12 protein-coding genes are annotated in these 13,300 nt (G+C 63.6%); 9 read left to right on the top strand and 3 right to left on the bottom strand.

The window, feature by feature from the left end; all coding sequences use genetic code 11:
- The first annotated feature begins 74 nt into the window (after positions 1 to 74).
- The 4 genes from ABWP92_RS13045 to ABWP92_RS13030 all read left to right on the top strand — a co-directional run bounded on the left by ABWP92_RS13045 (position 75) and on the right by ABWP92_RS13030 (position 2,260).
- Complete coding sequence (locus tag ABWP92_RS13045; protein ID WP_353235820.1) at positions 75 to 890, top strand: prolipoprotein diacylglyceryl transferase family protein; 816 nt, start codon at positions 75 to 77, stop codon at positions 888 to 890.
- A gap of 98 nt (positions 891 to 988) precedes the next feature.
- The gene (locus ABWP92_RS13040) at positions 989 to 1,351 is read left to right on the top strand and encodes a metalloregulator ArsR/SmtB family transcription factor (RefSeq protein WP_353235819.1); all 363 of its coding nucleotides are present in this window, start codon (positions 989 to 991) and stop codon (positions 1,349 to 1,351) included.
- Positions 1,348 to 1,794: a YeeE/YedE family protein gene (locus ABWP92_RS13035; RefSeq protein ID WP_353235818.1), complete on the top strand. Its 447-nt coding sequence runs from the start codon at positions 1,348 to 1,350 to the stop codon at positions 1,792 to 1,794. Before ABWP92_RS13040 ends, ABWP92_RS13035 begins: the two co-directional genes overlap by 4 nt.
- 52 nt (positions 1,795 to 1,846) lie before the next feature.
- Positions 1,847 to 2,260: a DUF6691 family protein gene (locus ABWP92_RS13030; protein ID WP_353235817.1), complete on the top strand. Its 414-nt coding sequence runs from the start codon at positions 1,847 to 1,849 to the stop codon at positions 2,258 to 2,260.
- A 66-nt stretch (positions 2,261 to 2,326) separates the two neighbouring features.
- Here ABWP92_RS13030 and ABWP92_RS13025 read toward each other — a convergent pair whose 3' ends face one another.
- On the bottom strand, positions 2,327 to 3,016 hold the full coding sequence (locus tag ABWP92_RS13025; protein ID WP_353235816.1) for a hypothetical protein: 690 nt from the start codon (positions 3,014 to 3,016) through the stop codon (positions 2,327 to 2,329).
- Positions 3,017 to 3,216: 200 nt separating this feature from the next.
- Positions 3,217 to 7,266 (bottom strand): ATP-dependent RNA helicase HrpA, encoded by a 4,050-nt coding sequence (gene hrpA / locus ABWP92_RS13020; RefSeq protein ID WP_353235815.1) that lies wholly within the window; start codon positions 7,264 to 7,266, stop codon positions 3,217 to 3,219.
- Positions 7,267 to 7,384: 118 nt separating this feature from the next.
- Here hrpA and ABWP92_RS13015 point away from each other — a divergent pair, with 118 nt between their 5' ends.
- Entirely contained in the window at positions 7,385 to 7,885 is a 501-nt protein-coding gene (locus ABWP92_RS13015; RefSeq protein ID WP_353235814.1) for a flavodoxin family protein, read from the top strand.
- Between the two features lie 131 nt (positions 7,886 to 8,016).
- Here ABWP92_RS13015 and ABWP92_RS13010 read toward each other — a convergent pair whose 3' ends face one another.
- Positions 8,017 to 8,901 carry a DNA/RNA non-specific endonuclease gene (locus tag ABWP92_RS13010; protein ID WP_353235813.1) on the bottom strand — a complete coding sequence of 295 codons (885 nt, stop codon included), beginning with the start codon at positions 8,899 to 8,901 and terminating at the stop codon, positions 8,017 to 8,019.
- 432 nt (positions 8,902 to 9,333) lie between these two features.
- Between ABWP92_RS13010 and ABWP92_RS13005 the strand changes: the two genes are divergently transcribed.
- The 4 genes from ABWP92_RS13005 to ABWP92_RS12990 form a co-directional block, all read left to right on the top strand.
- Positions 9,334 to 10,161, top strand: coding sequence for an ABC transporter permease (locus tag ABWP92_RS13005; RefSeq protein WP_353235812.1), 828 nt, complete (start codon positions 9,334 to 9,336; stop codon positions 10,159 to 10,161).
- Positions 10,162 to 10,183: 22 nt separating this feature from the next.
- Positions 10,184 to 11,491 (top strand): ABC transporter ATP-binding protein, encoded by a 1,308-nt coding sequence (locus ABWP92_RS13000; protein WP_353235811.1) that lies wholly within the window; start codon positions 10,184 to 10,186, stop codon positions 11,489 to 11,491.
- Positions 11,492 to 11,499: 8 nt separating this feature from the next.
- Positions 11,500 to 12,168 carry a methyltransferase domain-containing protein gene (locus ABWP92_RS12995; RefSeq protein WP_353235810.1) on the top strand — a complete coding sequence of 223 codons (669 nt, stop codon included), beginning with the start codon at positions 11,500 to 11,502 and terminating at the stop codon, positions 12,166 to 12,168.
- A 7-nt stretch (positions 12,169 to 12,175) separates the two neighbouring features.
- Positions 12,176 to 13,300, top strand: a 1,125-nt coding sequence (locus tag ABWP92_RS12990; RefSeq protein ID WP_353235809.1) for a hypothetical protein, incomplete at its 3' end; no start/stop codon positions are given.

The following is a 13,300-nucleotide window of genomic DNA, read 5'->3' as shown; positions in this document are numbered from 1 at the left end:
GCCGTGGCATCGGCGATGCGCATGGCTTCTGCAGGCCTTATGCTCGGAGGATTCATCCGAAGGAATCTCCGCGCATGGGGCAGACACTGCAACTGGGACCGCTCACGCTGCCGTGGGCATTCATTGTTTTTCTGATCGGCTGGCTTGCCGCAACCCGGTTGTGCGAGCTGCTTGCGCGCCGGCACGGCGCAAAGGCAGGCCCCCATATTGCGGCCATCGCGCTCGTCGGATTGCTCGCCGCGCGGCTCGCCTTCGTCCTGCAATACGCATCGGCATATTCCAGCCATCCCCCGAGCATCATCGACATCCGCGATGGCGGATGGGAGCCCATCGCCGGACTCGCGGCCATCGGCGTGTACGCGCTTGCGCTGTGGATCTGGCGCGGCAGATCAGCCGGGGCGGTCACGGCGGGCGCCGCGCTGTTCGCTGCCATCTGGCTCGGCGGCAACGCGGCCCTGTCGATGCTGGCCCCGCAAGGCGCCCGCCTGCCCGAATTCAAGGGAGTGGCACTGGATGCGGCGACGCTCTCATTTCCCGATCTTCAAGGCACGCCTGCCGTCATCAACCTGTGGGCCACCTGGTGCCCGCCCTGCCGGCGTGAAATGCCCGCGCTGCTGGCCGCGCAGAAAGCCCATCCCGAGGTACGCTTCGTCTGGGTGAACCAAGGCGAAAGGCCCGAAACGGTGCTGCGCTACATCCAGCAAATCGGGCTGTCTCCATCGGATGTGGTGATGGATTCCAACGAAAGCCTGAGCCGCGCGCTGCGCCAGCGCGCGCTTCCCACCACCCTGTTCTTCGATGCCCATGGGCGGCAGGTGGCCGTCCGCTCTGGCGAACTCTCGCATGCCACCCTCGCCCAACACATGGAACAGCTCACCGCCTCCCGCTGAACCCAGCGCGGCAGCAACAAGCAGGAAGAAGATGGATTGGATGCGGCATCAAACAATATACTTTTCAATATAATATCCAGAAACAAACCTCCCCCACGATGCCCTCCACACTTTCTTCATCTCCGCCGCCAGGCACGCTCGCTGCGGCTGCGCTCGACCTGGACGCCATGCGCGAACACGCGGCCGAAGCCGTCGCCATGCTCAAGCTGCTGGGCAACGAAGACCGGTTGATGCTGCTGTGCCAGTTGGCCGAAGCCGAACGCACGGTGGGAGAGCTGCAGGAGCTCACCGGCATCGGACAGCCCACGCTGTCGCAGCAACTGGGCGTGCTGCGCCGCGAAGGTGTCGTAGGCACGCGGCGCGAGGGCAAGTTCATCTGGTACCGGCTGCGCGACGAGCGCTCGCTCGAACTCATGCAGCATATTCACCGGCTTTTCTGCTCAAAAGGAGCGCGTTCATGACCCACATTCTCTGGGATTCATTCCAGCCAGGCCACGCCCTCGCGGGCGGCGTGCTGATCGGTGTCGCCAGCGCCATGCTCATCGTGCTGATCGGCCGCATCGCGGGTATCAGCGGCATTCTCGGAACGCTGATGCAGCGCGACGCCTGGGCGCACTACTTCGGCTGGGGCTGGCGGCTGGCGTTCCTGCTGGGCCTGCTCGCTTCGCCCTTCATCTACCAGCTGTTCGCGCCCTTGCCCGAAATGCAATTGCCCGGCAATCCGCGCATCATCGTGCTGGCGGGACTGCTGGTCGGGTTCGGCACCCGGCTGGGCTCGGGCTGCACCAGCGGCCACGGCGTCTGCGGACTCTCGCGCCTGTCGCGCCGCTCGTTCGCCGCCACGCTCACCTTCATGTTCTTCGGCGCGCTCACCGTCTTCGTGATGCGGCACGTGCTGAACTGACACCGCCCGCGCTGAACCACATCGCCGCTGCTTCCCAATCAGGACACACGACATGCTCTCCATCCTCTGCGCCCTCATCGCGGGCCTGGTCTTCGGACTGGGCCTGATTCTCTCGGGCATGGCCAACCCCGCCAAGGTTCAGAACTTCCTGGATATTTTCGGCACCTGGGATCCCTCGCTCGCGCTCGTCATGGCGGGCGCCATCGCCGTCGGCCTGATCGCCTTCCGCTGGGCCCGGCACCGCAAGACCGCACTGCTCGGCGAACCCATGCAGCTTCCCACCGCCACCCGGATCGACGTCCGGCTCATCCTGGGCGCCGCCATGTTCGGGATCGGCTGGGGCCTCGCCGGCTTCTGCCCCGGCCCCGCGCTGATGAACCTGTTCACCATGCACCAGGAAGTGCTCATCTTCGTGGTGTCCATGATCGTTGGCATGCTGCTGCAGCACACCTGGGCGCGCAACTAACCAGAAAGCAGAAAGCAAAAAAAGCGGGCGCGAAGGCACGAGCCCTCGCGTGCGGCCCCCCGGCGCTCAGCGGGGATGCATGCCCTCGACGCCCTTGCCCGATCCGCTCTCGTCCCCGCCGATTCCCAGGCGGTCGAACAAGCCGCCGCCCCTGGCTTCGGCACTGGGCGTCCTGCCGCCCGCTTCATCGACCGACTTCATGAAGTAAGCCAGCGCCTGCACCGCATTGCTTGTATCTTCACCCGTATTGATATTCGCATCGACATGGCGCTCGCCAGCATAGACGCGCACCCAGCTGCGCTGCCCGTACGCCAGCTTCTCGACGAAAGTCAGCGGCACATCGAACGTGGTGGCGGAATAGGCCCCGGCGTCCGGCTGCACGGACGACTTGTTGCGCACGCGGATCACCTCGCTTGCACCCATGTGGAAATCCGCGCCGGTCACGCTCACGCTCGCGCCCGACAGGTCGGGAACGCCGATCGTCAGGCGCGCAATGCCCGCCCTCGCGCTGCTCCAGTCCGCACCGATCACCGGGCATTGGTAAGTATTCTGCACATGGTTCTGCCCCATGCTGCAACTCACGCGGTTGGGCCGAATCGACACCAGCTTGTCGCCGGACGGCGTGACCTCCTGCTTCACCTGAGCCGCATACCCCTTCTCGCTTTTTGGGGAACTGCCGCTGCCCGCGCACCCCGTCAGCACCAGCATGGACGCCATACCCAGCGCGCCGAGCGCGATTGTCAGCCTCGGATTCATAGATTGCTCCTCTCGCATTCGCCCATGCACGCACGGGCCGTAACGGGAGCCATCCATGCTCCCCGACATACGCCAATCATAGAAGAGTCGGGCACGAGGAAAACCCAAACCGCCTCACAAGGGCAAGCCCCCAGTTGGCCATGACGATACTTCATGCGCGACATATGCTGGCTGAAAAATCCAAGCGCAACCACAACCCATCAACTCTGCAACTGCCCCCACAGCTTCTCCAGCCGCTTGGCGCTGACCGGATACGGCGTGCGCAGTTCCTGCGCGAAGAAGCTCACGCGCAATTCCTCCAGCATCCAGCGATATTCCTGCATGCGTGCGTCCACCTGCCCTTTGCGCTCGGAGACAAGCCTCCAGTACCGCTGTTCGAGCGGCCGGAGTTCGGCGGATTTCGCCGCGTCGCGTGCGGGGTCGGCGCGGTATTTGTCGAGCCTCGTGGTGATCGCCTTCAGATAGCGCGCGTAATGCCCTAGCTGGGTCCAGGGCGCGGCGGCGATGAAGTTCCTGGGCATCAGGCGCTGCATCTGCGCCGTGGTGTCCGCGGTGGCTTCGGGCGCATTCCTGGTCTCCTTGATCTTGCGTTGCGCCGCCGCGTATTCGATCAGGATCGTGCCCGCCATGCGGGCCACTTCGTTGGCGATCAGGGTAAGGCGGCTCCTGCCGTCCTGGACTCGTTGCCTGAAATCCGCCTCGTTCGTGGGCAATGGCTCCTGCAGGAAGGCCCGGTCGATGGCCACGTCGATGATCTGCTCGCGCAGTTCTTCCTGCGTCCCAAGGGGCATGTAGGCCACGGCCATCTTCTGCAGGTCGGGGATGTTCTTTTCGAGGTACTTGAGCGCATCCCGAATCTGCAGCGCGAACAGGCGGCGCAGTCCCGCGCGGTGCCTTGCCACGGCCAGTTCGGGCTCGTCGAATACCTCTATGCCGACGGAGTCCCCGTGGTCTATGAGCGCGGGAAAACCGATCAGCGTTTGATTGCCCTTGCCGATTTCCATCAGCTCGGGCAGTTCGCCGAACGACCATTCCTTGTAGCGTGTTTCCGCCTGCTGCCGGGGCCTGGATGGCTGGGCTTTGTGTTCCTTGCCCGTATCCGGCTGGCGGTTCTTCGGCGCGGGCTCCACAGCGGCTGCCGCTTCCTGCGTCTTCTGCTCGGGTTGCCGCGCCGCCACGCGCAGGGAGGCCAGCGCCTGGAATGCGCCGCGCGCCTTGGCGCCCAGTTCGGATTTGAGCGCCCCGAGGTTGCGCCCCAGTCCCATCTGGCGGCCATGCTCGTCCGTGATGCGGAAGTTCATGAACAGGTGCGGGCTCAGCATGTCGAGCTTGAAGTCGGCTCGCTTCACGTCCAGCGAGGTTTCCTCGCGTATCTGCTTGAGCAGCACATCGACCAGGCCGCCCTGCCCGAACCGGTCCTGCGCGCTGAACAAGTCGGCCAGCCGCTGCGCGTTTTCGGGCAGCGGCACGAAACGGCTGCGCGGGCGTTGCGGCAGGCTTTTGAGCAGCGCCTGGATCTTGTCCTTCAACATGCCGGGAACCAGCCATTGCGCGCGCTCTTCACTCACCTGGTTGAGCACGAACAGCGGCACGGTCACTGTGACGCCGTCGCGCGCATCGCCCGGGCTGTGCAGATAGGCGGCGGAGCAATCCACGCCGCCCAGCTTCACCGTCTTGGGGAACGCCTGCGTGGTGATGCCCGCCGCTTCGTGGCGCATGAGCTCGTCACGCGAGAGGCGCAGCAGGTCGGGGTTGCTCCTTGATTCCTGGCGGAACCATTTGTCGAAGCTCGCGCCGCTGAAGACATCCCTGGGCAGTTGCTGGTCGTAGAACGCATAGATGAGCTCCTCGTCCACCAGCACGTCCTGGCGGCGGCTCTTGTGCTCCAGCTCCTCCACCTTCTTGACCAGCTTGAGGTTGGCCGCGAGAAAATGCCAGTGCGTCTCCCACTCGCCCGCCACCATCGCCTGCCGGATGAACAGTTCGCGCGCGGTCTGCGGATCAATACGGCCGTAGCTCACGCGCCGGCCGCCATAGACCACCAGGCCGTAGAGCGTCGCGCGCTCGTAGGCCACCACGTCGGCCTGTTTCTTGGACCAGTGCGGATCGAGCAACTGCTTTTTCAACAGATGCGAGCCGATTTCCTCCAGCCATTGCGGCTCGATCGCAGCGATGCCACGGCCATAGAGGCGTGAAGTCTCGACCTGTTCGGCGGCCACGATCCACCGCCCGGGCTTTTTCGACAAATGCGCGCCCGGATGGGGATGGAACTTGATGCCGTGCGCGCCCAGGTACGACTCGGACTCTTCCGCCTTGTAGCCCACATTGCCGAGCAGGCCGCAGAGCATGGACTTGTGCACCTCCTCATAACCGGCAGCTTCGTGATTGACGGCCCATTTCTGCTCTTTCACGACGGTCAGGAGCTGCGAGTGGATATCGCGCCATTCGCGCACGCGGCGGATATTGATGAAGTTCTGGCGCAGCAACTGCTCCCACTGGCGATTGCTGATCTTGTGCGTGGCGGGCCGGTCCTGCTGCGCCGGGAGCGCGGCGGGCGCCTGCTGCGGCGCAGCCACGATGGCGGACGCACCCGTGCCGCGCTGGCTTGCCGGCAGGAAGGCGGCGTTGCGGCCCAGCACTTTCGGCACGGCATTCTCGGCGGCCATTTCCTTGCGGGTCTTGGCGACCACCTTGCCGCCACGCGCATCGTCGAGCCACTTCCAAAGGCGCAGATAGCCTGTGAATTCGCTCTTTTCATCATCGAACTTCGCATGCTGCTGATCAGCCTGCTGCTGCGCCTCCATGGGCCTGTCGCGTACGTCCTGCACGCTCAGGGCCGACGCGATGATCAGCACCTCGGCCACCGCGCCGCGCCCACGCGCCTCCAGGATCATGCGGCCCACGCGCGGGTCCAGCGGCAGGCGCGCAAGCTCCTTGCCCATGGGCAGCAACTGGCCGCGCTCGTCCACCGCGCCCAACTCGCCCAGCAACTGGTAGCCGTCGGCGATCGCGCGGCCCGATGGCGCTTCGAGGAACGGAAAGTTCACCACGTCGCCCAACCCCAGCGACTTCATGCGCAGGATGACCCCAGCCAGGGACGAGCGCAGGATTTCCGGGTCGGTGAAACGATCGCGCGATTCGAAATCCGCCTCGTCATACAGCCGGATGCAGATGCCGTTGGCCACGCGGCCGCAGCGGCCCGCGCGCTGGTTGGCGGCGGCCTGGCTGATGGGCTCCACCAGTAGTTGCTCGACCTTGCTGCGGAACGAATAGCGCTTGACGCGGGCCGTTCCGGAATCGATCACATAGCGGATGCCCGGCACCGTGAGCGAGGTTTCGGCCACATTGGTGGCCAGCACGATCCGGCGGCCGGTATGACCGTCGAAGATGCGGTCCTGCTCGGCCTGGGACAGGCGCGAGAACAGCGGCAGCACTTCGGCATTGCGCAGGATCGGCGAATGCTGCAAGTGCTTGCGCAGATGATCCGCGGCTTCACGGATTTCGCGCTCGCCGGGCAGGAACACCAGGATGTCGCCGCCCTTGCCGCCCGCCCACAGTTCGTCCACGCCTTCGGCGATCGCGTCGTTGAGGTCGAAGTCCTTCTTCTCCTCGAACGGCCGGTAGCGCATTTCCACGGGATAGGTCCGGCCCGACACCATGATGACCGGCGCGGGGCCGGACTTGCCTTCGAAATGCCTGGCGAAGCGTTCGGCATCGATGGTGGCCGACGTCACCACCACTTTCAGGTCGGGGCGCCGGGGCAGGATCTGCTTGATGTAGCCGAGCAGGAAGTCGATGTTCAGGCTGCGTTCATGCGCTTCGTCGATGATCAGCGTGTCGTACGCTTTCAGGAGCGGATCGGTCTGCGTCTCGGCCAGCAGGATACCGTCGGTCATCAGCTTGACCGAGGCGCCTTTATGCAGCGTATCCTGAAAACGCACCTTGTAGCCGACCACCTCGCCCTGCGGCGTATTCAGTTCCTCGGCGATGCGCTTGGCAACGGATGACGCCGCAATCCGGCGCGGCTGGGTATGGCCGATGAGGTGCCCGCGCACATGGCCTTTTTCGTCGGGCGCCGCATTCACCTTGCCCCGACCCAGCGCCAGCGCGATCTTGGGCAGTTGCGTGGTCTTGCCCGACCCCGTCTCGCCACAGACGATTATGACCTGATGGCGGTCCATGGCCTCCATGATTTCCTCACGGCGGGCGGATACGGGAAGCGACTCTGGGAACGTGATCTGCAAGGGCATAAGGGGCGTGATTATCCCAGCCGCGGGCCTCCCGCGTCCGCGCCGCCCCCAATTTCCGCCATGCGGGCATCCCGCCAGCGCATGAGCATCGGCGGGAAGATGCGGCTATGCTCCGCGCATGGCCGCATCCAGAACCCTGCTCATCGTCTACCACTCCATGACCGGCGGTACCCGCCAGATGGCCGAAGTCGCGCTCCACGCGGCAGCCCAGGAGAAGGACGTGCAGGCGCGCCTGCTGCGCGCGCAGGATGCGCAGCCCGGCGACGTGCTGTCAGCCGACGGCTACATCTTCGCAACCCCCGAAAATCTGGCGGCCATCAGCGGCCGGATGAAGGACTTCTTCGACCGCTGCTACTACCCCGCGCTCGACCGGATCAATGGCCGCCCGTACCTCACGCTGATCTGCGCGGGCAGCGACGGCAGCAACGCGGCGCGGCAGATCGAGCGCATCGCCACGGGTTGGCGCCTGCGCGCGGTCGCCCAGCCGCTCATCGTGTGCACGCATGCGCAGACGCCCGAAGCCATTCTGGCGCCCAAACAGATTGGCGAAGAAGACCTGCAATCATGCCGGTCACTCGCCGCATCGCTGGCCACGGGACTGGCTCTCGGAATTTTCTGACCTGATGCAGACAGAGGACCGATGAAACGGGCCGATGCCACAAGTCGATGCCACAGGCCGGCGAGGCAGGCATGGCGCCCAGCAGGTCCCGGCCACAAGGCCGGCGCAGGCCCTGTTCCCCTCGCCCGGCCTCAATCGATCTGCACTCCCGGCAGCAACTCCATGCCCAGGCGCGACTCCAGCTCACCATAGCTGATCGGCTTTCCCGGCCGGGCCAGCTCCGAGTTCTGCTGCCAATGCGCCCACGCGCGGTGCGTGCTCGCGTCATACACCAGCTTGAAGATATGAGACGGCACGCTGACCGCGCCGCTGCCTATCGCCCGGGTTTTCGCGGCAAAAACGGGGCCGGTGATCACATAGACGTCGCCGCGCGCCCGCATCACGTAGCTGCGCGTGTCCTTTTCGATCCTGGCCCACGCTCCGCTGTTGTGCTGCTGGTTCTGCGGCACCATGTTGGCCAGGCTGAAACTCTGCGCCATCGCCTCCGCGTTCGGCATATCGGCGGCGGGCGCCATGTGCCCGCGCGCGAAACCCGAGCCGCTGTAGTCGGCAAGTTCCGCGCGCTCGGCCCCGGGCAGCCGCGCATCGGCAAAGAACCTGTCGGTTCGCGCAAGTCCCTTCGCCTGCTGCAGGGACTGCCGGTTGAGTCGCTCCGCCACGAACACTGGCGTGCGCGTGGAGCCATTGTGCAAAATTGCAAATGAGTTGTAACAAAGCTCCCGGAATTTCGGGCCAGCGGGCCCACGCGGAGCCACCCCGCCAGCAAAGAACTGGGGGCAATGGCGAAAGCCCGACAGCCCTGATCCGCGTTGCGCGGATGCCGCCGTATCCCGGCGCGCAGACAGGTCCGGCCGCCCACCCTGCTGATGCAGGTTCAGGCCGCAACTGGAGATCTGGCTGGCCAGCGCCCCTGAAGTCAACAGCCAGATGCAGAGCCGGCGAATTTTGGAGGAAAAGGTCGCAACGGAAGCAGCGTTGCGCTTGCGAGGCTTCTTCTTTTTGTTTTTTGCAGTCATTCGGCGGCAAGTTTATAGCCTTGCAGCCCTGCTCCAGAGAAATTGATAGATTAAATAAAAGACTCCGGCCAACGACGATTCACCGGGCAGCAGCCATGCATTCCTGCCCGGCCCGAGGGCAGTTTCACCCCATACCCTGCATTCATCGACTGATACATCAACAAACACTCATGCATTGATAAAGAACAATGCCGGATACACAATGCCAAACCCCAAGCAGAGTGATCAACACACACCTTGTAGATACAATATCTAACAAAATGGTCGGTAGACCTGTTTCTCTTTATGCAGATACAAAACAGGCTATGATTACGTTAGTAAACTTGTGTTACTCGAGGCATTCGAGAAAAACACCTTTCGATAGCTCATTCCACTGCAAGAGCTATATTGATTTCAATTAATAATAATGCCAAAAACCACAGGAATGCTTGAATGAATCCTCATGCAAGCAAATCGACCTCCCCCATTCAGCTAGCAAAGTCACTTGTCAGCAACCGCAGTCTCATCAAAGGACTGATCAAGCGGGAAATCATTGGCCGATACCGGGGCTCCTTCATGGGGCTTCTCTGGTCGTTTTTCAATCCGCTGCTGATGCTGGCGGTCTATACCTTTGTCTTCAGCGTCGTGTTCAAGGCGCGCTGGGTTGGCGGCATCGGCTCCAGAACCGAATTCGCCATGATCCTGTTCGCAGGACTCACGGCATTCAACCTGTTTTCCGAAGGACTCCTGCGCGGCCCCTCGCTCATACTGGGCAATGCCAATTACGTAAAGAAAGTCATCTTTCCGCTGGAAATCCTTCCTGTCGTGGTGCTGGGCTCCGCCATTTTCCATTTCCTGGTCAGTTTCGTCGCCTGGCTGGTCTTCTATGTTCTGTTGATCGGCACGCCTCCCGCCACGATTTTCGAGCTGCCCCTGGTCCTTTTGCCCATGGTGCTCATGTCGCTGGGCGCGTCCTGGCTTCTGGCATCGCTGGGGGTCTTTCTGCGGGACATCGGCCAGATCATCGGCGTGCTCACGATGGTGCTCATGTACGTCACGCCGATCTTCTACCCCGTCGCGGCGCTACCTGAGGACTACCAATTTCTGATGAGCCTGAACCCGCTCACCGCCAGCATCGAGCAGGTTCGCAATGCGATGATTTTTGGAACCAGCCTGGACTGGACGGGCTGGCTGCGGCAACTGGCGCTTGGCGCAGCCGTTGCCTGGCTCGGCTTCGCATGGTTCCAGAAGAGCCGGAAGGGCTTTGCCGATGTCGTCTGAACTCGCCATAAGCATCCAGCGCTTGAGCAAGTGCTACCAGATCTACGACCAGCCCCGCGACCGGCTCAAGCAGATGCTGCTGCCCAGGCTGCAGCGGCTGTGCGGCCAGGATCCGCAACGCTACTTCGACGAATTCTGGGCGCTGAAGGATATTTCCTTCGACATCCGCAAGGGCGAGGCGGTCGGCATCGTCGGGCGCAACGGCAGCGGCAAGTCCACCCTGCTCCAGTTGATCTGCGGAACGCTCTCGCCCACATTGGGCACGGTGGAAACCACGGGGCGCATCGCCGCGCTGCTGGAGCTTGGCTCCGGCTTCAACCCTGAATTCACGGGGCGCGAGAACATCTTCCTCAACGGCGCCATCCTGGGTATCGGCGAAGATCGGTTGAACGAAGTCCTGGAGCGGATCATCAAGTTCGCCGACATCGGCGACCATCTCGACCAGCCTGTGAAGACCTATTCCAGCGGCATGTTCGTGCGGCTCGCATTCGCCGTGCAGATGCACCTGGCCCCCGACATCCTGATCATCGACGAGGCCCTGTCCGTCGGCGACCAGTTCTTCCAGGCCAAATGCTACGCGGCCATCCGCACGCTGATGGACAACGGCACGACGGTGCTGTTCGTCTCGCATTCGGCGGCGACGGTCAAGGCGCTGTGCCCGCGCGCGGTATTGCTCAGCCACGGCGAGCTGATCGTGGATGGGCCCGCCAGCTCGGTATTGGACCGCTACTTCGTGCTCGGTTCGCTGGAGGCGAATGCCGGAAAATCCGTGCCCGGCGCGCCAGATCCCGGCGTCCTGGCGGAGGCCGCCACCGAAGCCGCGATGCCGGACGGCGCCGCGGCCGCGCAGATCGTCTCCAGCCTGCAACCGCCTTTCGAGCGCCGCGTTTCGCATCGCGTCGGATCGGGGCAGGCACGGTTCGAGGAGTGCCGCATCATTGCCGACGCCGAAGAGGCCATCGTCGTGGAGACCGGAGCCGCCTTGCGCGTCCAGGCGGTGCTGAACGTCATCGAGGACTGTCCGCAGGAAGGCGAAGTCGGCCTGGTGGTCAGCACCACGGAAGGCGTCGAGCTATTCGCGATCAATTCGTTTTTCCACGGCGGCCGCATACCCGCGATGAAGGCCGGCGAAAAGCGCCTGCTGGAATTCGAATTCGTCTCCCCCCTCTCCAGCGGCGCGAGGTACCGCATCGACCTGGGCTACCGCATGCCGGTGCAGGGCGAATATGTCGACAAGGTGTTCTCGGCCGCTGGATTCAGCGTGGTCAACCAGGGCGACCGGATCATCCCGCTGCTCTTCGACGTGCCTGGAAAGATCACCGTCGCCTGAGTGAAAACATGACAACCTATCTTCCTGAACTCGGCATCTCCGACCTGGTGCATGCGCTGGAGTCCCGCGATTGGTCCGCGCTGGCCGAAAAGCTCGGCCAGCAGGACTACGAACGCCTGGGACTGGAGCGCGCGCTGCGCATCGCCACCGATCTGTTCGCCCGCCACGGCTCGCTGCGCGGGCTGCGCATCCTCGACGTCGGCTGCAACAACGGGCTCGTCGCCAAGACGCTGGCCGCGCTCGGGTGCAGCGTCGCCGGAATCGACAACGGCGACGTCGACGGCCAGGGGCTGTATTCCGATCTGCACCGGCAGACCCAGTTCGCGGGCTTTGAATTCCAGCGCAAGGACCTCTGCGAATTCCTTGAAACGGACAAGCGCCACTGGGACTGCATCCTGCTGCTGAGCGTGACGCACCACTGGGAATCCGGCTACGCCATGTCGGGCGAGCGCCGTTACAGCGATGACGACATCCGTCGCCTGCTGGACACCCTGTTCCAGCGCACGCGCTGCAGCATCTACTACGAATGCCCGGCCAAGGAGCCAGGATTCGACGCAGGTTTCGGAGTGAACTTTCTTCTTCGCTATTGCAGCGAGTTGCCAAGGATGAGAGCGCTTGGACACACGATCGGCCCCAACGGCTATCCGCGTGAGTTCTGGGCGCTGGATATGGAGTAAGCAGTCAATGCCAATCAAGAGTCTTATCGACCCTCAATACAACAAAGCAGAGTTTTCAATTGGCAGGGATGTCGAGCTGGTTTTTTGTTCCGCCACCTGCCTGCTCAGGCAAGTGGACGAACGCGCGCGCGTGGTGCGCACCGGACAAACCGCCGCCACGGCGCTGACCGTGATCCTCGGCGAGGATCGCCTGCTCGTGCCGCTGGCCGGTGCTCCTCGCCCGCATGAACACATCCTGGGGGCTCAGCATGGGCGGGCAAGCGCCCGCGCGAACTGGAAAAAACTGCTGGGGTGCGGGCACCCGTCGCTCATGCCGGTCCATGGAGTTTGCGACTGCATGGCGCAGACGCAGATTCTCGACGGCGAACCCTTCGAGGATGCCGCGACCACTCCCGCCTGGAAGAAAGTGCGAAGCATCGCGGGCAAGGCTGCCAGCCCCGGCCTGGACAGCCGGACGGCCACGTTCGAGCAATGGCGCGCCTGGATGGGCGCGCTCGCGCATGGACTCGGTGAGCTGGAAAAAATGGGACTGGCGCACGGCGACCCCTATCCCTTCAACGCAGTACGCAACACAGGGAGCGCGGCCTGGGTGGATTTCGGCCATGTCTCGGATGACCCGGAACAATGCCACAAGGATGCGTGGGCGTTCGTGCTCTTCACCGTGCTGCACACCCTGAACAAGGCCCCCATGTTCAGTCCCGAGCTGCTCAGGCAACTGGCCTCGGCCATGACGCAGGCGGACCGTGCAGGCCGATTCGACCGGCTGGCAGCCGTTTTCGCCTCGGCGTATGACGACCTGCAGCCGCTCGACGATCCCCGCACGCCCGGCCTCATCTTCATCGAGGCGGTGACCGAGCGGCCGAACGACGATCAGCTTGCCAATCCCGCCGTGCAGCAATTGCTGCTAAAGGCCTGCGCGCAGTACTTCTCGGCATTCCTGCACCACATCCAGCGCGCAAACCAGTTCTCGACGGCGCTCCATGTCGAGCTGCAGCGCCATCTTTTCCAGGAAGAAGAGATGCTGCGGCTCACCGTTCCCAGGACGGAGCATCAACAGCAACTCGATGCGCAGACCGCAAGCCATCGCGAACTGGTTTCCCAAAAGGACGAGCAGATCAGCAAGCTCAACCAG

The sequence above is a fragment of the Diaphorobacter ruginosibacter genome (genome assembly GCF_040396215.1).
Taxonomy (GTDB): Bacteria; Pseudomonadota; Gammaproteobacteria; order Burkholderiales; family Burkholderiaceae_C; genus Diaphorobacter_A; species Diaphorobacter_A ruginosibacter_A.
This window is presented reverse-complemented; position numbering and strand designations above follow the sequence as displayed.